The sequence below is a fragment of the Methylobacterium phyllosphaerae genome, assembly GCF_001936175.1.
GTDB classification, from domain to species: Bacteria; Pseudomonadota; Alphaproteobacteria; order Rhizobiales; family Beijerinckiaceae; genus Methylobacterium; species Methylobacterium fujisawaense.
In genome coordinates, this window is the sequence record NZ_CP015367.1 from 776,142 (window position 1) to 795,800 (window position 19,659).

Annotated in this window: 18 protein-coding genes; 7 read left to right on the forward strand and 11 right to left on the reverse strand. The window is 68.8% G+C overall.

The genetic code is table 11. The features are described 5' to 3' along the window. Positions 1-86: 86 nt before the first annotated feature. The 10 genes from MCBMB27_RS03630 to MCBMB27_RS03675 all read right to left on the reverse strand — a co-directional run bounded on the left by MCBMB27_RS03630 (position 87) and on the right by MCBMB27_RS03675 (position 9,416). On the reverse strand, positions 87-1,493 hold the full coding sequence (locus MCBMB27_RS03630) for a mannose-1-phosphate guanylyltransferase/mannose-6-phosphate isomerase (RefSeq protein WP_075381864.1): 1,407 nt from the start codon (positions 1,491-1,493) through the stop codon (positions 87-89). A gap of 50 nt (positions 1,494-1,543) precedes the next feature. Beyond that, on the reverse strand, positions 1,544-2,512 hold the full coding sequence (locus MCBMB27_RS03635) for an NAD-dependent epimerase/dehydratase family protein (protein ID WP_075379881.1): 969 nt from the start codon (positions 2,510-2,512) through the stop codon (positions 1,544-1,546). A 16-nt stretch (positions 2,513-2,528) separates the two neighbouring features. Continuing rightward, positions 2,529-3,512: a GDP-mannose 4,6-dehydratase gene (gmd, locus tag MCBMB27_RS03640; protein ID WP_075379882.1), complete on the reverse strand. Its 984-nt coding sequence runs from the start codon at positions 3,510-3,512 to the stop codon at positions 2,529-2,531. Between the two features lie 93 nt (positions 3,513-3,605). After that, a complete protein-coding gene (gene fcl, locus MCBMB27_RS03645; RefSeq protein ID WP_075379883.1) occupies positions 3,606-4,577 on the reverse strand; it encodes a GDP-L-fucose synthase in 972 nt (323 codons plus the stop codon). Between the two features lie 314 nt (positions 4,578-4,891). Beyond that, positions 4,892-5,530: an LbetaH domain-containing protein gene (locus MCBMB27_RS03650; RefSeq protein WP_075379884.1), complete on the reverse strand. Its 639-nt coding sequence runs from the start codon at positions 5,528-5,530 to the stop codon at positions 4,892-4,894. Further along, positions 5,527-6,252, reverse strand: a complete 726-nt coding sequence (locus tag MCBMB27_RS03655) for an SDR family NAD(P)-dependent oxidoreductase (RefSeq protein ID WP_075381865.1) — start codon at positions 6,250-6,252, stop codon at positions 5,527-5,529. Before MCBMB27_RS03655 ends, MCBMB27_RS03650 begins: the two co-directional genes overlap by 4 nt. 16 nt (positions 6,253-6,268) lie before the next feature. Further along, positions 6,269-6,496, reverse strand: coding sequence for a hypothetical protein (locus MCBMB27_RS03660; RefSeq protein WP_075379885.1), 228 nt, complete (start codon positions 6,494-6,496; stop codon positions 6,269-6,271). Continuing rightward, the gene (locus MCBMB27_RS03665) at positions 6,493-7,533 is read right to left on the reverse strand and encodes a 3-oxoacyl-ACP synthase III family protein (RefSeq protein WP_075379886.1); all 1,041 of its coding nucleotides are present in this window, start codon (positions 7,531-7,533) and stop codon (positions 6,493-6,495) included. Before MCBMB27_RS03665 ends, MCBMB27_RS03660 begins: the two co-directional genes overlap by 4 nt. Next, on the reverse strand, positions 7,526-7,843 hold the full coding sequence (locus MCBMB27_RS03670) for a hypothetical protein (protein ID WP_012318195.1): 318 nt from the start codon (positions 7,841-7,843) through the stop codon (positions 7,526-7,528). Before MCBMB27_RS03670 ends, MCBMB27_RS03665 begins: the two co-directional genes overlap by 8 nt. Next, positions 7,809-9,416, reverse strand: coding sequence for an HAD-IIIC family phosphatase (locus tag MCBMB27_RS03675; RefSeq protein ID WP_075379887.1), 1,608 nt, complete (start codon positions 9,414-9,416; stop codon positions 7,809-7,811). The genes MCBMB27_RS03670 and MCBMB27_RS03675 overlap by 35 nt, the downstream gene beginning before the upstream one ends. Positions 9,417-9,595: 179 nt before the next feature. On the opposite strand from MCBMB27_RS03675, the gene MCBMB27_RS03680 reads away from it, so the two are divergent. Further along, the gene (locus tag MCBMB27_RS03680; protein WP_075379888.1) at positions 9,596-11,023 is read left to right on the forward strand and encodes a MaoC family dehydratase; all 1,428 of its coding nucleotides are present in this window, start codon (positions 9,596-9,598) and stop codon (positions 11,021-11,023) included. 197 nt (positions 11,024-11,220) lie between these two features. On the opposite strand, the gene MCBMB27_RS03685 is transcribed toward MCBMB27_RS03680, so the two are convergent. Then, positions 11,221-11,745 carry a hypothetical protein gene (locus MCBMB27_RS03685; RefSeq protein ID WP_075379889.1) on the reverse strand — a complete coding sequence of 175 codons (525 nt, stop codon included), beginning with the start codon at positions 11,743-11,745 and terminating at the stop codon, positions 11,221-11,223. 351 nt (positions 11,746-12,096) lie between these two features. Here MCBMB27_RS03685 and MCBMB27_RS03690 point away from each other — a divergent pair, with 351 nt between their 5' ends. The 6 genes from MCBMB27_RS03690 (at position 12,097) to MCBMB27_RS03715 (ending at position 19,518) form a co-directional block, all read left to right on the forward strand. Beyond that, entirely contained in the window at positions 12,097-12,699 is a 603-nt protein-coding gene (locus tag MCBMB27_RS03690; protein ID WP_075379890.1) for an acyltransferase, read from the forward strand. Positions 12,700-13,024: 325 nt separating this feature from the next. Further along, positions 13,025-16,972, forward strand: coding sequence for a glycosyltransferase (locus MCBMB27_RS03695; RefSeq protein ID WP_075379891.1), 3,948 nt, complete (start codon positions 13,025-13,027; stop codon positions 16,970-16,972). 84 nt (positions 16,973-17,056) lie between these two features. Further along, positions 17,057-17,851, forward strand: a complete 795-nt coding sequence (locus MCBMB27_RS03700) for an ABC transporter permease (RefSeq protein WP_075379892.1) — start codon at positions 17,057-17,059, stop codon at positions 17,849-17,851. 189 nt (positions 17,852-18,040) lie between these two features. Continuing rightward, positions 18,041-18,379, forward strand: a complete 339-nt coding sequence (locus MCBMB27_RS03705; protein ID WP_075379893.1) for a hypothetical protein — start codon at positions 18,041-18,043, stop codon at positions 18,377-18,379. Positions 18,380-18,430: 51 nt separating this feature from the next. Then, the gene (locus MCBMB27_RS03710) at positions 18,431-19,183 is read left to right on the forward strand and encodes an FkbM family methyltransferase (RefSeq protein ID WP_075379894.1); all 753 of its coding nucleotides are present in this window, start codon (positions 18,431-18,433) and stop codon (positions 19,181-19,183) included. Positions 19,184-19,197: 14 nt separating this feature from the next. Continuing rightward, on the forward strand, positions 19,198-19,518 hold the full coding sequence (locus MCBMB27_RS03715) for a hypothetical protein (RefSeq protein ID WP_075379895.1): 321 nt from the start codon (positions 19,198-19,200) through the stop codon (positions 19,516-19,518). Positions 19,519-19,659: the final 141 nt, after the last annotated feature.

Below are 19,659 nucleotides of genomic sequence, written 5' to 3' on the forward strand. Positions count from 1 at the left end.
AGTGAAGTAGCCGAGGGGCTATCGTTCTAAACTCACGTCTCCGGTTGGTCCGAAAGCGTCTGCGCGGCGAGTTTCCCTGGTGGGCTTTACGACCCGCGTCCGTAGATGTCCTCGACGCGGATGATGTCGTCCTCGCCGGTGTAAGAGCCGACCTGGACCTCGATCAGCTCCAGCGGGATCTTCCCCGGATTGGCCAGCCGGTGCATCGAGCCGATCGGCAGGTAGACCGCCTCGTTCTCGTGGACCAGCACCACCCGGTCGTCGATCGTCACCTCGGCGGTGCCGCGCACCACGACCCAGTGCTCCGCCCGGTGGTAGTGCTTCTGCAGCGACAGGCGCCCGCCCGGCACCACCTGGATCCGCTTCACCTGGAAGCGCTCGCCGATGTCGATGCGCTGGTACCAGCCCCAGGGCCGGTACATCCGCAGATGCGCGTCCGCCTCCGGTGCGCCCGAGGCCCGCAGGGCGTTGACCAGATCCTTCACCTGGCCCGAATGCGCCTTGGAGGCCACCAGCACCGCGTCGGGGGTGGAGACCACCACCACGTCCTCCAGGCCCACCACCGCGGTCAGGCCCTCGCCCTGGCTGTGCACGAGGCTGTTCTTCGTGCCGATCAGCGACACCCGGCCCCGCACGGCGTTGCCTTCCGTGTCGTGGTCCAGCACCTGCCAGACCGCGTCCCAGGTGCCGACATCCGACCACGAGAACGACACCGGCAGCACCCCGGCCCGGGCGGTCCGCTCCATCACCGCGTAGTCGATCGAGATCTTGGGCGCCCGGGCGAAGGCCGCCGCATCGAGGCGCACGAAGTCGAGGTCGGTCACCGCCGCCTCCAGCGCCGCGCGCGCGGCCGCCAGCACCTCGGGGACGAACGCCTCCAGCTCGGCCAGCATCAGGTCGGCGCGGAACAGGAAGTAGCCCGAGTTCCACAGGGCGCCGTCCGTGATCAGCGCCTCGGCGCCGGCCCGGTCGGGCTTCTCGACGAAGCGGGCGACCCGGGCCGCGCCGGGCGCCTCGGCGATCGGCTCGCCCCGGCGGATGTAGCCGTAATCGGTGGCGGGCCTGTCCGGCTCGATGCCGAGCGTCATGGTGTAGCCGGCCTGGGCACCGGCGGCCGCGCGCCGCACCGCGTCGACGAAGGCCTCCGTGTCGGGCACGACATGGTCGGCGGCCAGGATCAGCACCACGGCCTGCGGGTCGGCGGCGGCGGCGTGCAGCGCGGCCACCGCCACGGCGGCGGCCGAGTCGCGGCCCTGCGGCTCCAGCAGGATGTCGGCGGCAAGACCCAGCTGGTCACGCTGCTCGGCGACGATGAAGCGGGCCTCGGCCGAGGCGATGACCGTGGGCTTGGCGAAGACGGACGTGTCCGACACCCGCGCCAGCGTCGCCTGGAAGGTCGAGCGCTCGGCATCCACCAGCCGGGCGAACTGCTTGGGCATGCTCTCCCGCGACGCCGGCCACAGCCGCGTCCCCGTCCCTCCGCACAGGATCACGGGGAGAACCTGATTGTTCCAGTCGCGCACTTATCTCTCCGCAGCCTGTCTCACGATCCAGCGTCTGCAAGCTTAGTCCGTGCATCTTCCAAGATGCGAGCCAGAGACACAGTTAAATCGATCTTAGGTGTCCAACCTGTGGCCTGCCGCAAGTGGCGGGCGTCGCCGAACGCCAGCGGCACCTCAGAATGTCGCGACCTTGTGGGATCGCGACGGACTTCAATATCGATTTGGGCAAGCCCCCGTAAGCCGGTTAGCATGCTCTCGATGCTTCGCGGCACACCGGAGCATATGTTGAAGGTTTGAGGGCCATCAAATCTCTCTGCATATTGAATAATTTTGATATAAGCACCAACGACATCAGAGACGTCGAGAAAGTCGCGCTGAGCAGATAAGTTGCCTACTTCTACGAACGGCGGTCGTTGCCCTACTTCAGCCAGCGCGATCTGATGCGCGAAGGAGGCGATTGCAAAGGCCAAATCCTGCCCCGGGCCGATATGATTGAAGGGACGCAGCACGATCGGCTTTAGGCAAGTACCTTCGGTCGATTTTAGCACCAGCTGCTCGCTCAACCGCTTGGAACGAGCATAGGCGTTCGTCGGCTGTGGTGCCGTCTGCTCGGTTGCGGGGCACCCGCCGATGAACGCACGTCCGTAGACCTCGCTGGAGCTGACAAAAGCGAAGATGCAGGGCTTTCCTGCCTGTTCGAGCGCGTCAATCAGATTATACACCGCTCCGAAGTTGAGACGCCACGTGTCAAACTTTGATCTGTCAGCACGAACAATCGACGACTCGGCCGCAAGATGAAGCACATCGGTGGGCTGGAAGGTGCTGATCCGCCTCGCGACCGCGATTGAATCAATAAGGTCGAGCCGCTCGTAGGAAACTCCGTCTGGAACGTTCAAAAAGGTGCGACGCCCGACGCCGAGTATCTCGTCCGAGGCGAAGGCATCGCGAACCCTCTGAAGAACGTGGCCACCTACGAACCCTGAGGCGCCAGTGACGAGGATACGCCTCATGTTTTAACGTGTCGGCTCAAGCGTTTGCGCTGAGGCGCTTGATGTCGGCGTCGACCATCTCGGTGATCAGGGCCTCCAGGCTGGTCTCGGCCTCCCAGCCGAAGGTCGCCTTCGCCTTGGCGGGGTTGCCGAGCAACACCTCCACCTCCGCGGGCCGGAACAGCGCCGGGTCGATGACAAGGTGGTCGTCCATGGTCAGGCCGACATGCTTGAACGCGATCGCGCACATGTCCCGCACCGTCGTGGTCCGGCCGGTGGCGATCACGTAATCGTCCGGGCGGTCCTGCTGCAGCATCAGCCACATCGCCTGCACGTAGTCGCGGGCGTGGCCCCAGTCGCGCTTGGCGTCGATGTTGCCGAGCCGCAGCTCCTTCTGCGTGCCGAGCTTGATCCGCGCCACCGCGTCCGTGACCTTGCGGGTCACGAACTCGACCCCGCGCAGCGGGCTCTCGTGGTTGAACAGGATCCCGTTCGACGCGTGCAGCCCGAAGCTCTCCCGGTAGTTGATGGTCATCCAGTGGGCGTAGAGCTTGGCCACACCGTAGGGCGAGCGCGGGTAGAACGGCGTCGACTCGCTCTGCTTGGCCTCCTGGATCAGGCCGAACATCTCCGAGGTCGAGGCCTGGTAGTAGCGCGCCTGGGGGGCGACCGAGCGCAGGCATTCCAGCATGTGCGCGGCGCCGAGGCCGGTCACCTGCCCGGTGAGAAGCGGCTGCTGCCACGACGAGGTCACGAAGGACTGGGCGGCGAGGTTATAGATCTCGTCGGGCTTGGCGGCCTGGACGATGCGCATCAGCGCCGAGAGGTCGAGCAGGTTGCCGTCGACCAGCTCGACATCGTCGAGGATGCCGAGCCACTTCAACCGGTGGTCGAACACGCCGGCATGGCTGGAGCGCCGCACGATGCCGGTGACGGCGTAGCCCTTCTGCAGCAGCAGCTGTGCCAGATACGCGCCGTCCTGGCCCGTCACACCCGTGATCAGCGCTCGCTTGCTCGTCATGAACCCGTTCCGTTCCGATGATGCCTGGCTGCTACGACCACGATAGCCTGCACGTCAAGGCTATCGAAGCCGATCACCATCGCTTGGATATTATTAGTTCCGCAGCGTGGCGATATTCTTTGAGAACCACTGGTAGGTTTGGCGCAGCCCGTCCTCCAGGCCGATCTCCGGCCGCCAGCCCATGGCCCTGAGGCGCGACACGTCCATCAGCTTGCGCGGTGTCCCGTCGGGCTTGGTGGCGTCGAAGTCGAGCTGGCCTGCGTAGCCGATCACCCGCGCGAGCGCCTCGGCCAACTCCCGGATGGTGCAATCCTCGCCGGTGCCGACATTGATGTGCGACAGGTCCGGCCGCGTGTTGGCCGCGTAGACCCCGTCGTCCATCTCCATCACGAAGACGCTGGCGCGGGCCATGTCGTCCACGTGCAGGAACTCGCGCATCGCCCGGCCGGTGCCCCAGACCGTGACCGACGGGCGGCCTTCGACCTTCGCCTCGTGCAGGCGGCGCATCAGCGCCGGCAGGACGTGGGCGTTCTCAGGATGAAAGTTGTCGTTCGGCCCGTACAGGTTCGTCGGCATGACGCTGCGGTAGCGCCGCCCGTATTGGCGGTTGTAGCTCTCGCACATCTTGATCCCGGCGATCTTGGCGATGGCGTAGGGCTCGTTGGTCGGTTCCAGGAGCCCGGTCAGGAGCGCGTCCTCGCGCATCGGCTGCGGGGCCAGCTTCGGGTAGATGCACGACGAGCCGAGGAACAGCAGCCGGTCGACATCGTGCGTGTGCGCGGCGTCGATCAAGTTCGACTGGATCAGCAGGTTCTCGTGAATGAATTCGGCGGGATAGGTGTTGTTGGCGTGGATGCCGCCGACCTTGGCGGCAGCGAGGTAGACCTGATCGATGCGGTTGTCGGCGAAGAAGCGCCGGACCGCCGCCTGATCGAGAAGGTCGAGACTCTGGCGGTCGGCCGTGAGAATGCGCTCGTGGCCCAACTCACGCAGCCGACGCACGATCGCCGAGCCCACCATGCCCCGATGGCCCGCCACGAAAATGGTCTGACCTCGACCGTCCATCACGCGTCCGTTCCCTGCCGAAAGCTCGGATTTCCAAGCCCTATAGCCCATTTGCGGCGCGATTTTGCCGAGCAAAGACGCATTTTTTTGAGGTGAAGAGAGCTGGCAAAAAAGTCCGGAATTTTATCGGACGGAACAGATCTGGAAACGATTGGGCAGCAAATATTGGCATTCTGCCAGCAATCGACGGCTTCCAGGATGGGCTATCGGCTTGAGTGTCGTGCGATGCGTGATGCAAACGGCGGGCTGGGTGTAAATTAAGCTGAAGAGGCAACATAAATCTCAGCTAAGCTCGGCTCGCTTCAACCGCGATCTTATACGCCGACGGGATTATCAGGCCTCGGCCAGATCGCTGCGTCGGTCGGCACGGCGCGCAACACTGTGCAGCCCATGCCGATTATCGTCCGGTCGCCGACCTTGAGGCCCTGCAGCACTTTAGCGAGCGGGCCGACCAAGCTGTCTGCGCCTATCGAGCAACGACCGCCGATGAACGCCGCGGGCGAAATTGTCGAGTTGTCGCCAATGGTCGCATCGTGGCCGATGATCGCGCCGGTGTTCACGACGCAGAATCGCCCCAACTGCGCATCGACATTAACAATGACCCCATGCGCCACGAACGCCCCCACGCCCAGCGCAACGCCTTGACTGACGATCGCGTGCGGCGAAACCAGGGGCGGGCACGGCAGGGCGTGACGCTCGAGCCATGCGATAATCTCGGCGCGCGCTTGGATAGCCGCGCGACTCACGCCTCCCACAGCTAGCGCCACGCCATCATATTCGGCGCGGTCGGTCAGCAACTCGTCGAGATAGCCTCGGTACCGGCCAACCTGCGCGGTCGGCTGGCTTGAATAGGTCGACTCTACCGTGTAGCCGAGAAGCTGTGCGACCTCGGCGATCTCCTTGGAGAATCCGCCACCGCCGATCAGCGCGAGACGCTGCCCCGGCGCGGTCACAGCATGGCTCCGCCATCGACCCGGAGGATCTCGCCGGTGACGTGCCGGGCCTGGGGCGACATCAGGAACGCGATGGCGTCGACCACGGATTCGACGGACGCGGCGCCCGCGGGGCTGCGCTTCACCAGCGCGTCCTTGAACTCCGCGCCGTACAGGCGGGCATGGGCCTGAGTCATCTCGGTGTCGAGCCAGCCGGGGGCGACGCCGACGGCGCGCCGGGGAGCGAGTTCCCGGGCGAGGCCCTTGATCAGGGCGTCGAGACCCGCCTTAGAAGCGGCGTAGGGCACGATCGCCGGCTCGGGCCGCTGCGCCGCGACGGACGAGACCGCGCAGAACACCGCGTCCCGGGTCGAGACGCGGGCGCTGCCGAAGGACGCCGCGAACAGGGTCGGCGCGACGAGGTTCGTGCGATAGAGGCGCTCGACCTCCTCCACGCCGAGGCTTCGCATCGGCTTAATGACCTGAACGCCTGCGCAGTACACGAGCCCGGTCAGGAGGCCCCGCTCGGCGACCGCCGCCTGCAGCACGCCGCCGATCGCCGGGAGATCGGTGACGTCGGCCGCGACGGCGGCGCAGCCGAGCGCCTCCAGCTCGGCGAGCCGGTCCGCCCGCCGGGCGAGGGCGGTGATCCGCGTCCCGCCCGCGCGAAGACGCTCGGCGACGGCGCGGCCGATGCCGCTGCTGGCCCCGACGACGAGGACGTGCCCCCCTGGCTGCGACATCGGCTCCGACATCGGCTCAGGCCTGTAGCTTCGCGCCGGCCAGCGCGATCAGGTCGTCGGTTGTCGCCGCGCCGGCGATCCGCTGCGGATCCACCTCGAGGCCCAGCGTGTCGTAGAGCGCCATGATGTTGAGGATGCCCAGCGAGTCGAAGGTCTCGATCTCCCCGAGGCTCTGCCCGCGGGCCAGCGGCCCCGGCTGATCAAGGATCGTGCCGAGCTCGTCCAGGAATGCGATCTCGGTCATCGGATGGTCTCCTCGTAGGTCATGACCTGGGGCGCGTAGATCCGGTCGGTGGTGATCGTGCAGGCCCCCCAGCTCAGGCCGACCCCGAAGCCGGCGAGCAGCGAGCGCACTTGGCCGTCCGCATAGGCCTCCGCGAGGAAGCCCGAGATCGTGCCGGGGATCGAGGCCGAGTTCTGGTTGCCGTAGACCGACTGGGTGCCGGTCGGAAGCTTTCTGTCGTCGAGCCCCAGGCGGCGCTGGAGGTTCTTGAGAATGTACTTGTTCGGCTGGTGCAGGACCAGGAAGTCGACGTCCTCGGCGCGCGTGTCCGAGAGGGCGAGAATGTCCTCGATCAGCGGCGGGACGCGCTTGAGGGAGAAGTTGAAGACCTGCGCCCCATCCATATGCATCGTCGCGGACTTGTCCGCATCCGCCGCGTCGGCCCGCAGGCCGCTATGGGGGATGAACAGCGCCTTCTCCCCCGAGCCGTCGCTGTGGAGCTGGAAGACGCTCTCGCTCTCGCGCCGCTCGATCAGCACTGCGGCGCCGGCATCGCCCATGATCGGGGTGATCGAGCGGTCATCGGTGGCAACCATGCGGCTCGCGACGTCGCCGACGCAGAGGAGGACGCGGTTGAGGCCCGATTCGACGAGGCTGTAGGCGACCGACAACCCGTAAACGAAGCCGCTGCAGCCGAGGCGGATGTCGAAGCAGAGCGTGTCGGTCCGCATGCCGAGGCGGTGCTGCATTGCGATCGACGTGGAGGGCGAGCTGTAATCCGGCGTCTGGGTCACGAGGATCAGCCCGTCGACGGCGTCGGGCTGCAGGTCGAGGCCGCGCAGCAGGTGGCGCGCCGAGTGCAGGCAGAGATCCGCCGTCGTGGTGCCGGGATCGGCGACGACGTGCCGGGTCGAGAAGCCCATCGCGCGCTTGAGGCGCTGCGCCTCCTCGGGGGCAAGCCCGAGGGCGGCCGCCTCGTCGTCGAAGGCCAGGACGCGTGCGCCGACCGTGGTGACGAGCCCCGCGAGGGTCGCGCGCGAGAACCGCAGGTCAGCCATGCTCGACCGTCTCGGCGACGTAGTCGATCCAGCCCTGGAAGCGGCGGAGGGGCGACTTCGTGCTGTCGAGGATGCTCTCGTTGGCGAGCGGCACGTAGCGGCCGACCGTCCGCTCGATCTCGGATTCCGTCTCGAGGAGGAGCTCGACCACCGCGAAGGAATCGAGCCGCTCGTAGACGTCGTCCTCGGGCCCGGGATTCTCCAGGTCCGGGCGCCCCCAGGTCTCGACGAGCCGCGCGAAGGTCGCGCGGGCAGCCGCCTCGACGGCGCCGCGGTCACTCCGCGACGATGTGGATGTAGGGGGTGTCATCCGGTCCTCGTGTCAGTCGGTACGTCTTGCCCTCGGGGCCAGCGCTGAGGGGTTCGAAGCCGTTGTCGTCGAGGAAGGTCTCGACCATCCGGTTCTTCGCGCTCGGGCGATACCGGGCCTTCAGGTCCCGATCACCCTCCTGGTGGCAGACGTGGCGCAGAATTTGGGCCTCGATGCGGCGACCGAGCGCCCGGCAGCTCATCAGGAAGGTCTCGAGTTCGCCGCCCCGGACGATGGCGACCCCGACGATGCCCATGTCGCCGAAGCGGTCGACCACCCGGGCCGCGTAGACGCCGCCCTCCTGCATGGCGGTGGCGACCTCGTCCTCGGTGTAGCGCCGGGTCGTCAGGTTGAACTGGTTGGTCTTGTTGATCAGCTGCGTGACCCGCCGCAGGGAGCCCGGGTTGTTGCGGGCGACATGAACCCGGATCTCGAGGGAGGCGAGGTAGTCGTCCATCGAGGCGGCCGAGCGCTGCAGCTCCTGCCGCTGCGCCTCGCCGCGGTACTGCTCGGTCTTGGCCAGATCCTCGGCGGTGACGTTCCGGGCGCGCAGCGACGCGATCCCGTCGAGCAGGGTGAGCGCCTGCTCGGGGCGCGTCCGGTCGAACAGGTGACACTCGACCCCGGGGAGCCGGGCGCGGACCTCCTCGATCTCGAACGGGTTGTCGTCGAGGAAGACGAAGCTGTCGAGGCCGAGGTTCAGCGTCGCCGCGAGGTCGCGAATGTTCTCGCTCTTCTCCGACCAGTTGCTGCGGTAGGCTACGAAATCGTCGAGCCGCAGCGGCATCGCACGCTGGGCGAAGACCGCGCGGAAATCCTCCTCGTTGTTCTTCGTCACCGCGCAGAGCAGGATCCCGAGACCCTTCAGGCGCAGGAGCTGGCGCTGGAGCTGGGTGTGGACGATCCCCGGATAGTCGCTGTCGACCTCCAGGTTCTCCACCCCGTCCTCGCCGACGACGCCGCCCCAGAGGGTGTTGTCGGCGTCGACCACCACCACCTTGCGCCGCGCCCGCAGCCGCGCCGCGACGGCGTCGGCGTAGCGCGCGTTAAGCGCGTCCACGGCGGCCGGGGCGTAGGGCATCTGGTACATGTACCGGTTGCGCTCGCGGAAGGCGTTGGCGAAGCCGAGCAGCGCCAGGGCGCCGGCGGCGTCGACGACGCTGACCCGCTCCTGAGCCCGGGCGAGGTCGAACAGCACCGCGTTCACCCGCGCCAGGGCCGCCAGCTGGTAGTGGAGGTCGCTCTCGACGGAGGAGACCGGCACGAACGGCACGGTGTTGAGGATGATCGTCCCCGGCGCCCGGGCGAGCCGCGCCGAGACCAGCTCGGCGAGGCCGCGCGCGCGGGCGACGGCCGCCTCGTCCGGGGCGACGTCGAAGAACCAGCGGTGGTCGAGATGCACGATCAGGACGTCGGCGGCGGCGGGACCCGCCAGCACCTGCTCGATCTGTCCGATGGGGAGATGCTCGCAGGAGACCGTGGCGAGATCCGCAAGGCGGCCCGCCATCTTCCCGAACGGGTTGGTGACGACGTTTCCGACGAAGCCGATCGACAGGGCGCGAGCCGTGGTCATCCTCGATACCGGTCCCTGCGACATCCTGCGGATGCCTGCCCTCCGGCGATCGACCGGCCCCTTACCGTGCGTGCGAGCGCCGCCCTCTTGCGAGATCGCGTGTCATAAAGCAAGGGGCCGGGCACCCGGCGGCCGGCCAGCCCGGCCGGGGCGGGGACCGGCCGAGGAGGAGTTGCGCGATGAACGGATCCGGTTCGGACGACGCCGCCGCGACGCGGATCTGGACCGAGGCGCACCAGGCCGCCTTCGCGCGGGCCACGGGGGACGTGAACCCGATGCACATGGATGCGCGGATGGCCCGGCGGACGCTCGCCGGCGAGCGGGCCGTCCACGGCGTCCACGCCGCCCTCTGGGCCCTCGATGCCTGCGCCGACGCCCATCCCCTCGACCGGCTCGCGACGCTGCAGATGCGGTTCGAGCGGTTCGTGCTGGTCGGGGATTGCACCGTGCTGACGGTCCACGCGGCGGACGCAGGGCAGCTGCGCCTGTCCCTCGCGGTGGACGGCGTCCGCACCCTGACGATCCAGGCGACCTTCGCGGCGGACAAAGCCCCGGCCCAGCCGGTCGAGACGGCACCCACCGCGATCCCCGCGGAGCCGATCGCCCGCGATCCGGCGGCCCTGACGGGGCTCGCCGGAGCCTTCACGCTGCCGGACCCGGCGGCGATCGCCGCGCTGGCGCCGCACCTCGCCCGCGCCCTCGGTCCCGGCCGGGTCGCCGCCCTGGGCGGAATCTCGACGCTCGTCGGCATGTTCGTGCCCGGCCTCCACTCGATCCTCTCAAAGATCGACGTGACCGTCACCGACGGGGATGCCGGCTCGAGCCTCGGCTACGCGGTGAAGCGGTTCCAGCCGATGCTGCAATCGGTGACGCTGGACGCCGCCGGCCCCGGCCTCACGGCCCGGGTCGAGGGCTTCGTCCGCCCGCGGCCGGTGGAACAGGAGAGCCTGCAGGACCTCGCGGCCCTGGTGGAGCCGGGCGCCTTCGCCGACGTGTCCGCGCTGATCGTCGGCGGGTCGCGGGGGCTCGGCGCAGCGACCGCCAAGCTGATCGCCGCAGGCGGCGGCGCGGTCTGCATCACCTACGCGTCCGGCGCCGACGAGGCGGAAGCCGTCGCCCGGGAGATCCGCGACGCGGGCGGGCGCTGCCAGGTCCTCCGCTACGACGCCGACGCGCCGGCCGCCGCGCAGCTCGCGGCGCTGTCGATGCGCCCGTCGCAGCTCTACCATTTCGCGACGCCCCGCATCTTCCGCCAGAAGCGCGCGCCCTTCGAGCCGGCCTGCCTGGACACGATGATGCGCATCTACAATGCCGCGTTCTACGAGCTGAGCCAGTTCTGCCTCGACCGCAGCGACGCCGTGGCGGCCTTCTACCCGTCGACCACCGCCATCGACGAGGCGCCTCGCGACACCCTGGAATACGTCATGGCCAAGATCGCGGGCGAGACCCTCGCCGCGACTTTGGGGCGGACGCTCCCGAAGCTGCGGACCGTGATCGAGCGGCTGCCCCGGGTGAAGACCGATCAGACGGCCACGATCTTCCCCGTGCCGGCCGCCGCCCCGAGCGCGCTGATGCTGCCGATCATCCGGCGCATGGCGTCGGCCTGACCCGGCGGACCAGGGCGCGGAATCGACGGGCCGGACGGGGCCGTCACACGATTGTCGATCAATTCAAGCGTCCCCTTGCATCGACACGAGCGCAGGACGGTGAACCCGGCCAGCGCGACATATCCGCGCGCGGCGCCGCTGTCTTGTTTCGCTCCGCCCGCCAAAGGCGGCACCATCGCCCTCGCCGGACGCCCGGCTCACTCGGCGGCGTCGTGTTGGACCTCCGCATCCGAGTCCGGGTCGGCCTCGTCCTCGGCGTCGGCCTCACCGTCCTCGGACTCCACGGGCGCGGCGGCCGTGAAGAAGTCGCCGTTCCGGATCGCCTCGCCGCCGGTCACCAGCATGCTGAGATAGGTGTTGAGGGTATTCGGCGCGACGTCGGGCAGCCGCTCGGCGATCTCGACATGCGACAGGCCCTGCGGGCCGGCCGAGCCGAGCAGCGCCTTCAGCCGTCCCTTGGCCGAGTTCGCCCGGGGACCGCGGGCGCCGCGCCGTCCGCCGGAGGCGGGCGCGGCGCGTTCGGCCGGTGAGGCCCGCGGACCTTCGGGCGCGTGGAGACCGGAGGCGTCCAGCGGGATCCCTTCGACGATCGAGGTCAGCGCCGCCTCGGCCGCCCGGAGCTTGGTCAGCTCGGCTCCGATCCGGTCGTAGTCGCTCTGGAGCGCGGCCCTGCGCGCCCTCACGTCGACCAGGGCCTTCGTCAGGGTGTTGTCCTCAGCCACCGGACGGCCTCATCCCATGATTTCGCTGGGTGACGGCATACGTCATAGGACCATTGCGGCGTCAACAGGCGCGCGGAGGCTCGCCGGCCGGGCCCGGTGACGGCCCGCGATCGGCAGCGCGAGTTGTGAGGACGACGCCCGATGGCTTAGAGACATCTTCGAACGCCTCTGCCGGCTTGGAGTCATCGGCGCAATTGCCGAATCTCGACGGATTCCGATTTCGGCACGCCGATACCGTAATCGTCATGCCAGAAGGCGAACGTTCTTCCACGGGTTCGATGTGCGGCCGTCCGCTCCGGGACGTCGGCCGCGTCGCGCCCAGGGGCATTCATAGATCCCGCAGAGCAAATTATGTCTTTGAATATTTTCGACAAAGGGGAGAATAATGTCATCGACATCGATTCGCGGGATCAGCACAGCCAAGCCGGAAAGATCTACATCAACGGCGACAACAACTACATCCGCATAGGCAGAGGCTGCGTGTCCGACAAGGACATGCACATCGTCATCGAGTCCAACTGCCGGTTCGATGTCGGCGAGCACGTCCGGCTCTCGATGGCCAACATCTATGTCGGCCCCAGCTCGATCCTGCGCATCGGCGACAGGACCGGCTTCACCGGTCTTGTCCATCTCAATCCCGTCGAGGCGAAGGTGATCGAGATCGGGACGGATTGCTCCATTGCGTCCGGAGTCTGGATGACGACGAGCGATTTTCACTCGATCGTCACCCGGGATACCGGGCAGCGGCTGAATCCGGCCAAGCCCGTTCGCGTAGGCAATCACGTCTGGATCGCCAATCACGCCACGCTCCTCAAAGGCTCCGTGGTCGGCGACAACGCCATCATCGGCGCACACGCTGTCGTCACCGGAACCGTGCCGCCCCATTGCGTGGCCGCCGGCAATCCCGCACGCATCGTGCGGGAGGACGTGACGTGGCGTCCGGACCTGATCTGACCGCACCCGCGATGAGGCAGGCGAGGGCGGACGGCTCCGGGCCTCGGACCGGTCCTGCGGAGCACCGTCGGCGCCCCGTTGTTTACCCGGTGCGCGTGTTCCGTTAGGGCGATGAACCGCCGACACGGCGTCTCGTCCGACGCGCCGGCACGCCTTCGATCAAGCCCACAATCGGCCCGCGCGAACACATGCTCCTCCGAGCCTCAGGTCTCGTCTCAAGCGCCGCCGGGCCGAAGCCCGCCTCGGGGCTGGTGGCCTGCACCGCCTCCGACGCCGCGGATCGCGGACCGGCGCGCGCGGCGCGCGGCGCAGCGCGAGCGGTGCGTTGAAGCGGTTCTTCTGCCTGTACCGCAGGGTGCGCGGCAATCCGCTGATCCGGCTGGCGGTGCGCCGCGGCCTTCCGGCGGCGAACGATCTCGTCACCGCGGACGCGCAGATCGCGACTCTGGCCCCGCATGTCGACGCGGCCTTCTACGCGAGCTGGTACGGGATCACGGCCGATCCGGTGCGCGACTACCTCGTCCGCGGCTGGCGCGAGGGCCGCGACCCGCGCCCCGACTTCGACTCCGCCGCCTACCTCGCCGACCGCCCCTACCTCGCCCGGGCCGGCATCAACCCGTTCCTGCACGCCCTCACGCGCCGGCGCGCCCGGGCCGGCGGCGAGGGTGGCGGCGCGGGCGGGGCGGCCGGCGCGGCCGGCGCGCCCCTGCCCAAGCCCGACACGGCCCGGGCCGAGCGCCTCGCCCGCCGCCTCGTGGACGGGGCCTTCTACCTGGCCAACAACCCCGACCTCGCCGCCGCCGGCGTCGATCCGGTCGACCACTACATGGCCTCCGGCTGGCGCGAGGGCCGCGAGCCGGCACCGCAGTTCGACACCCTGGCCTACTGCCTCACCCGCGGCCTCACCTTCGCCACCCAGAACCCGCTGGTGCACTACGTCCGCAACGGCGGACCCGCCCGGCCGGACCCGGACGCGGCGCTGGCCCTGCGGATGGAGACCCTCACCCCCTACTTCGACGCCGCCCATTACCGGCAGCGCCTGCCCGGCCCCCAGGCCGAGGCGCTGGCCGGGGCCTCGGACGCCGCGCTGCTGCGCCACTACGTGACGGAGGGCTGGCGGGCGCGGGTCAGCCCGCGGCCGGACTTCGACCCGGCCGGCTTCGTGCAGGCCCGCGCGGGCAGCCGGGCGGTCGGCGACGACCCGTTCTTCCGCTACGTCGCCGAGACCCGGCTGTCCGGGGGCACGCCGTTCGCCGAGCCGCACCGGCTGAACCTGCCGGCGGTGGATGCGGACTGGTACCGGGCGACCTACCCGGACGTGGGCGGGCGGGAGCCGTACCTGCACTTCGCCGAGGCGGGCTGGCGGGAGCTGCGCGACCCGGGGCCCGGGCGCTCGACGCTGGCCGCGCTGCTGGGCGTCTGCGGCCTGCGCCCGGCGCGGGCGCCGATCGCCGATACGGGCTGGCTGGGGGCGATCGGGCAGGCGGCCTGCGACCGGGACGGGCTCCTGGACCTGCAGGCGCGGCTGGTGGCGGGGCATTTCGACCACGGCTTCTACCGGGCGCGCTACGGGCTGTCCGAGGCGGACGACGCCGTACGCGACTATTGCGACACCGGCTGGCGGAACGGCCGCAACCCCAGGGCCGACTTCAACGGCTGGGCCTACCGCGCGCACCATCCCTACGTGGAGGCGACGGGCATCGCGCCCTTCGTCCACCATCTGGCCCGGGCGCTGCTGCGCGGCGACGACCTCGCGGGCGATGCCTTCGATCCGCGCTACGGCGCGCCGCCGGCCGCGGAGGACGCGGAATTGTTCGAGCAGGCCCGCCTGATCGAGCCGTTCTTCGACGCACCCTGGTACCTCAAGCGCTACCCGGATACCCGCGGCTTCGAGAACGGGCCGGCGATCCACTTCCTGTCCCACGGACAGGAGGAGGACCGCGATCCGAGCAAGACCTTCTCGACCCGCTTCTACCGCCGGGCCTACGGCCATCTCCTGGGTGCGGGGGAGCCGCCGTTCCTGCACTACGTGCGCACGGGCCGGGCCGCCGGGCTGATGGCCGCCCCCGAGGATCTCGGCGCCTACCCGCCCATGGAGGCCCCCGCGCCCGATGCATGGGACCGCCTGCCCCAGGCCCTGCCCATCGACCAGGCCCGGGTCGTCGTGATCGTCCCGGTCTACAAGGGCCGCGGCGAGACCCTGCGCGCCCTCCACGCCTGCCTGTCCCAGCCCCAGGCCACGCCCTTCACCCTGCTCGCCGTCAACGACCGCTCCCCCGACCCGGAACTCACCGCAGACCTCGCCCGGCTCGCCGGCCGCGGCCTGTTCCACCTCGTCGAGAACGAACGCAACCTCGGCTTCGTCCGCTCGGTCAACCGCGCCCTCGGCCTGCGCCAGGGCCGCGCCGTCGTCCTGCTCAATTCCGACGCGCAGGTCTTCGGCGACTGGCTCGACCGGCTCGTCGCCCACGCAGAACCCAAGGTCGAACCCGAGGCCGAACCCGGGGCCGCCCCCAGGGCCGAAGCCGGGGCGGGGCTGCGCGTGGGCAGCGTCACGCCGCTGTCCAACAACGCCACGATCTGCTCCTACCCGCGCTTCAACGCCAACAACACCATGCCGCTGGAGATCGACCGCGCCGATCTCGACCGCATGGCCGCGCAGGTCAACCGCGGCCACGCCGTGCCCGTGCCCACCGGCGTCGGCTTCTGCATGTACATGACCGCCGCCGCGCTCGACGCCGTCGGCACCCTCGACGCCGAGGCCTTCGGCAAGGGCTACGGCGAGGAGAACGACTGGTGCCTGCGCGCCATCAAGGCGGGCTTCGTCAACCTGCTCGCCGAGGACGTGTTCGTCTACCATGCCGGCCAGATCTCGTTCGGGCTCGACGAGGGCGGCGAGTACGTCCAGGGCCAGGCGGCCCTGCTGGCCAAGCACCCCGACTACCCGGCCCGGGTCGGCCAGTTCGTCCAGGCCGATCCCGGCCGGCGCGGGCGGGCGCGGCTCGACCGGGCGCGGCTGGCCCGGCACTTCGCCGGCCGGGCGCTCCTGTACGTGACCCATTCCTGGGGCGGGGGCATCCAGCGGCACATCGACGACATGGTCGCCCAGGCCCGGGCCGAGGGCCTGAGCGTCGTGCTCCTGCAGATCGACCAGACCCGCAACCTCGAGGTCCACGTCGCCTACCGCAGCCCCGAATTCCTGTACCTGCCCAACCTCGCCAGCCTGTACCTGCCGCGGGACGCGGACGAACTCGCCGGCTTCATCGCAGAGCTGGCGCCGGTCCTGATCCACGTGCACTCGCTGGCGGGGCTGCGCTGGGCGGCGGCGCGGGCGCTGATGGATCGGGTGGCGGGCTCGGGCCGGCCCTACGCCTGGACGCTGCACGACTACTCGCCGGTCTGCCACCGCAACCACCTGGTGCAGCCGGACGGGCGCTATTGCGGGCTGGCGCCGGTCAGCGCGTGCCGGGCCTGTCTGGCTTCGGACGCGGACGGGTTCGAGGAGCCGGATCCGGGGGAGCGGCGGGCGGCGTTCGGGGCGTTCCTGGCGAGGGCTTCGCGGGTGTTCGCGCCGTCCGCCGACACGGCGGGCCGGATCCGGGACGTGTACCCGAATCTCGCGGTCACGGTCCGGCCGCGTGTCGAGCCGGAGCGCAGCGTGCGCCCCACCGCCCTGCAGCGGCCCGGACGCGTCCGCCGCGTCGCGGTGCTCGGCGGCATCAGCCTGCCCGAAGGCGGATTGCTGCTGCAGGCTTTGGCGTCAGACGCGCGCAAGCGAGACCTGCCTTTGCGCTTCTCGATCGTGGGCTTCTCCGACCCCACCCTGACGGGCGGCCTAGAGCGGGCCGGCGTCACAGAGACAGGGCGGTACTCCACCGACGACCCGACCCTCGACCGGGTCGCCCGGGCAGCCCTCCAGATCGCCGAGACCGGCCGTCATTGGGAGGATGACGAAATCCTCGATCTAGTAACCCAGGTCTCTGCCGATCTGGTGCTGATGCCGTCGATCTGGCCGGAGACCTACGCGTATGCGCTGTCGCTGGCGCTGCGCACGGGCCTGCCGGTGGCGGCCTTCGACCTCGGCGAACCGGCGGAGCGGCTGCGTGCCGACCCGGACGGCCATCTCCTGCCCTATGCCCTCGCCACCGACCCGGCCGCCTGCAACGACCGCCTGCTCGCCCTCGACATTCCGGCCGGCGGCCGAGTCGCCACGCCGATCCGGGCCGCCACCTCTGACGGCCTGATGCGCGACTATTACGCTCTCACCACCTGACGCCGACCGGCGCGGGAAGCGCCGGTCAACGCACTTTGGCCCCTTTTCTCGTCAAAGCAGGCCCGGCAACGCGAGGTCAAATCGATGCCCGCCCTCCCGACGGCTCCCGGGCAGAAGAGCCCGATCGAGTCCTATCTGCATGTCCTGCACGCCCTGATACTGCGGGACATGCGCACCCGATTCGGTGCCTCGCTCTGGGGTTACGGCGTGGTCGTGCTATGGCCCTGCGTGCACGTCTTCATGCTGATCGCCATCTACACGTTCCAGAAGCTGGCGGCGCCGCTCGGCGACAACCGGGCCCTGTTCTTCGCGACCGGGGCGGTTCCGGTTCTGGTTTTCCAATACATCTCCCGCGAGGTCATGAAGGCGGTGATCATGAACCGGCCGCTGACCTACTATCCACAGGTCAAGCTGTTCGACGTGATCCTGGCGCGGATCCTCGTGGAGATCGTGACCGGCTTCCTCGCGCTGCTGGTCGTCTGCTCCATCCTGATCGCCATCGGGACCAATCCAGTCCCCGCAGATCCGTTCACGGCCATATGCGGCTATCTCGCCGCCATCATCCTGGGGGTCGGGATCGGAACGATCAACGTGGCGATCATCGGTTTCTTCCCGGGCTGGCTGATCGGCTACGCCCTGTTCAGCATCATCCTGTACGTGTCCAGCGGCGTCATGTTCCTTCCGAGCTATATGCCCGACAAGGTGTACTACTGGATGAAGTACAATCCTGCCATGCAGTTGGCGGAATGGGTTCGATCGGCATACTATCCCTATGCTGGTATTCAAGTAGATTACCTCTATGTCGTCATGTTCGGATTGACCTGCGCCAGCATCGGCCTGCTGCTCGTCAAGCATGTCGTCACCAAGATGCAGGGGTGAGCCGGGCCGGCATTGCGCCTGCCCGAGAGCCGCGCCCGACACGATTCTCGGGCCGGCCTGGCACAACCGGAGGCACGCGGTAGCCGCGGCATCCGACCGGCCAGACCGGATGCCGATCCGGATCCGGGGCCGCAGACGGACCTTCGGGTCTCGAAAACTCAACCCGCTCCGGGTCAGGGCTGCCGCACGATGACGAATGCCGTTCATGCGATCGATACGACGTACATCCGCCGGATCCAGCAGCAGCAGATCGAATTGACCCTTCTCAGGGCCGAGCGCGACGCCGCCCTGCAGGAACGCGATCTGGCCCGGGCGCGGTCCGAGGCGACATCGACCCTCCTCGACGCGCTCTTGGGAAGCCTGCGGCCCTATGGATTCAGCCGCAAGTACTTCCTGTCCGCGATCCGCAGGGCGGCGCGGACCGTACCGGATCACGGCCCCGCCGCACTCCAGCACGGCATCCTGTTCGAAGGATCGAACCGGATCCTGGCGGGCCCGCGCAGGCCGGTCCAGGCGGCACACCGCTGACACCCCACGCGCTTGCGCGCGTTCCCCGTTCGGAGACTGGAGCCGAAGACCATGGATGTCGAACTCCTGACGGTGTTCAATGCCCTGATCAACCTGAGGGACAATCTGGACGCGCGCCCGCACATCCTCGGCTCCGAACTCGACTTCCTGTCCTTCGCCACCCGGATGGCGCCGTACTCCAACGCGCAGCTGCTGCAGGACCTGTGGGTGCTGTATGAGCTTCAGGAGAAGCGGAACGGCTATTTCGTGGAATTCGGCGCCTGCGACGGCGTCAGCCTCAGCAACACGCTCCTGCTGGAGAAGACCTACGCTTGGCAGGGCGCCCTCGCTGAGCCCGCCCGGGCGTGGCACGCGGCGCTGCAGCGCAATCGCAACTGCTACATCTCCGACAAGTGCGTCTACAAGACCGACGGGATCGAGGTGCTGTTCAACGAGGTCGACATCGGCGAACTCTCCGGCATGGAGGACTTCGCAGACGGCGACTTCCACGCCCAGTTCCGGCAGGAGCGCCGGCAATACCCGGTGGCCACGATCTCGCTGGACCGGTTCCTCACGGAGGCGCGGGCGCCGCGGCGCATCGATTACATGAGCATCGATGTGGAAGGCGGCGAATTCGACGTGCTGCAGAGCTTCGATTTCACGCGTCACGACATCGCGCTGATCAGCGTCGAGCACAATTTCTCGGGCAGCCGGGAGAAGATCGACGCGCTGCTGACCGGTCAAGGCTACCGGCGGCGCTTTCGTCAGTTCTCCCTGTTCGACGATTGGTACGCGCGCCCGGATCTCGTGGCCGCACGGTCCTGACGGAGGATCCGGCCATGTCGGCACAGACCGCGATCGCGATCCTCGATTCCATGTTCGACCTGTTCAAGGAGATGGGCAGCGGCATCGCCCTCGACCTGAACTGGCTCGCCATCGCCCGGCGCCTTCAGCAGGTCCGGGCGCAGGCCGTCTGGTCGGCCGATCTGGACTTCGTCGCCTCCAAGCTGAAGGCGCACGCCGCCCATTATGCGGCGACCTACCGCCCGCCGCTCGGCTCGGAGGCGATCAGCAAGGCGAACGCCGACCGGCTCGATGACGTCGTCCGCCACTACTCGATCCTGCGCGCGCATCTCGAACAGCAGTTACCGGCCTCTTGAGGCGCTGGCGGCGGGTCCGCCGGCACAGAGGAGTTCCGAGCGCCGGCCGCACCAGGCAGCGCCGCCGGCGTCACAGGGCGGACCAGTCTCGCCCGGCCCGAGCCAATCCGCCGGTCCCAAGCGTTGAGAATGCGAACGGTT

Excerpts from the sequence above, each read along its gene's own strand:
- MCBMB27_RS03635 (WP_075379881.1), bottom strand. The coding sequence starts at position 2,512 with ATGAGGCGTATCCTCGTCACTGGCGCCTCAGGGTTCGTAGGTGGCCAC.
- gmd (WP_075379882.1), bottom strand. The coding sequence starts at position 3,512 with ATGACGAGCAAGCGAGCGCTGATCACGGGTGTGACGGGCCAGGACGGC.
- fcl (WP_075379883.1), bottom strand. The coding sequence starts at position 4,577 with ATGGACGGTCGAGGTCAGACCATTTTCGTGGCGGGCCATCGGGGCATG.
- MCBMB27_RS03655 (WP_075381865.1), bottom strand. The coding sequence starts at position 6,252 with ATGTCGCAGCCAGGGGGGCACGTCCTCGTCGTCGGGGCCAGCAGCGGC.
- MCBMB27_RS03660 (WP_075379885.1), bottom strand. The coding sequence starts at position 6,496 with ATGACCGAGATCGCATTCCTGGACGAGCTCGGCACGATCCTTGATCAG.
- MCBMB27_RS03665 (WP_075379886.1), bottom strand. The coding sequence starts at position 7,533 with ATGGCTGACCTGCGGTTCTCGCGCGCGACCCTCGCGGGGCTCGTCACC.
- MCBMB27_RS03670 (WP_012318195.1), bottom strand. The coding sequence starts at position 7,843 with ATGACACCCCCTACATCCACATCGTCGCGGAGTGACCGCGGCGCCGTC.
- MCBMB27_RS03675 (WP_075379887.1), bottom strand. The coding sequence starts at position 9,416 with ATGACCACGGCTCGCGCCCTGTCGATCGGCTTCGTCGGAAACGTCGTC.
- MCBMB27_RS03680 (WP_075379888.1), top strand. The coding sequence starts at position 9,596 with ATGAACGGATCCGGTTCGGACGACGCCGCCGCGACGCGGATCTGGACC.
- MCBMB27_RS03690 (WP_075379890.1), top strand. The coding sequence starts at position 12,097 with ATGTCTTTGAATATTTTCGACAAAGGGGAGAATAATGTCATCGACATC.
- MCBMB27_RS03700 (WP_075379892.1), top strand. The coding sequence starts at position 17,057 with ATGCCCGCCCTCCCGACGGCTCCCGGGCAGAAGAGCCCGATCGAGTCC.
- MCBMB27_RS03705 (WP_075379893.1), top strand. The coding sequence starts at position 18,041 with ATGACGAATGCCGTTCATGCGATCGATACGACGTACATCCGCCGGATC.
- MCBMB27_RS03710 (WP_075379894.1), top strand. The coding sequence starts at position 18,431 with ATGGATGTCGAACTCCTGACGGTGTTCAATGCCCTGATCAACCTGAGG.
- MCBMB27_RS03715 (WP_075379895.1), top strand. The coding sequence starts at position 19,198 with ATGTCGGCACAGACCGCGATCGCGATCCTCGATTCCATGTTCGACCTG.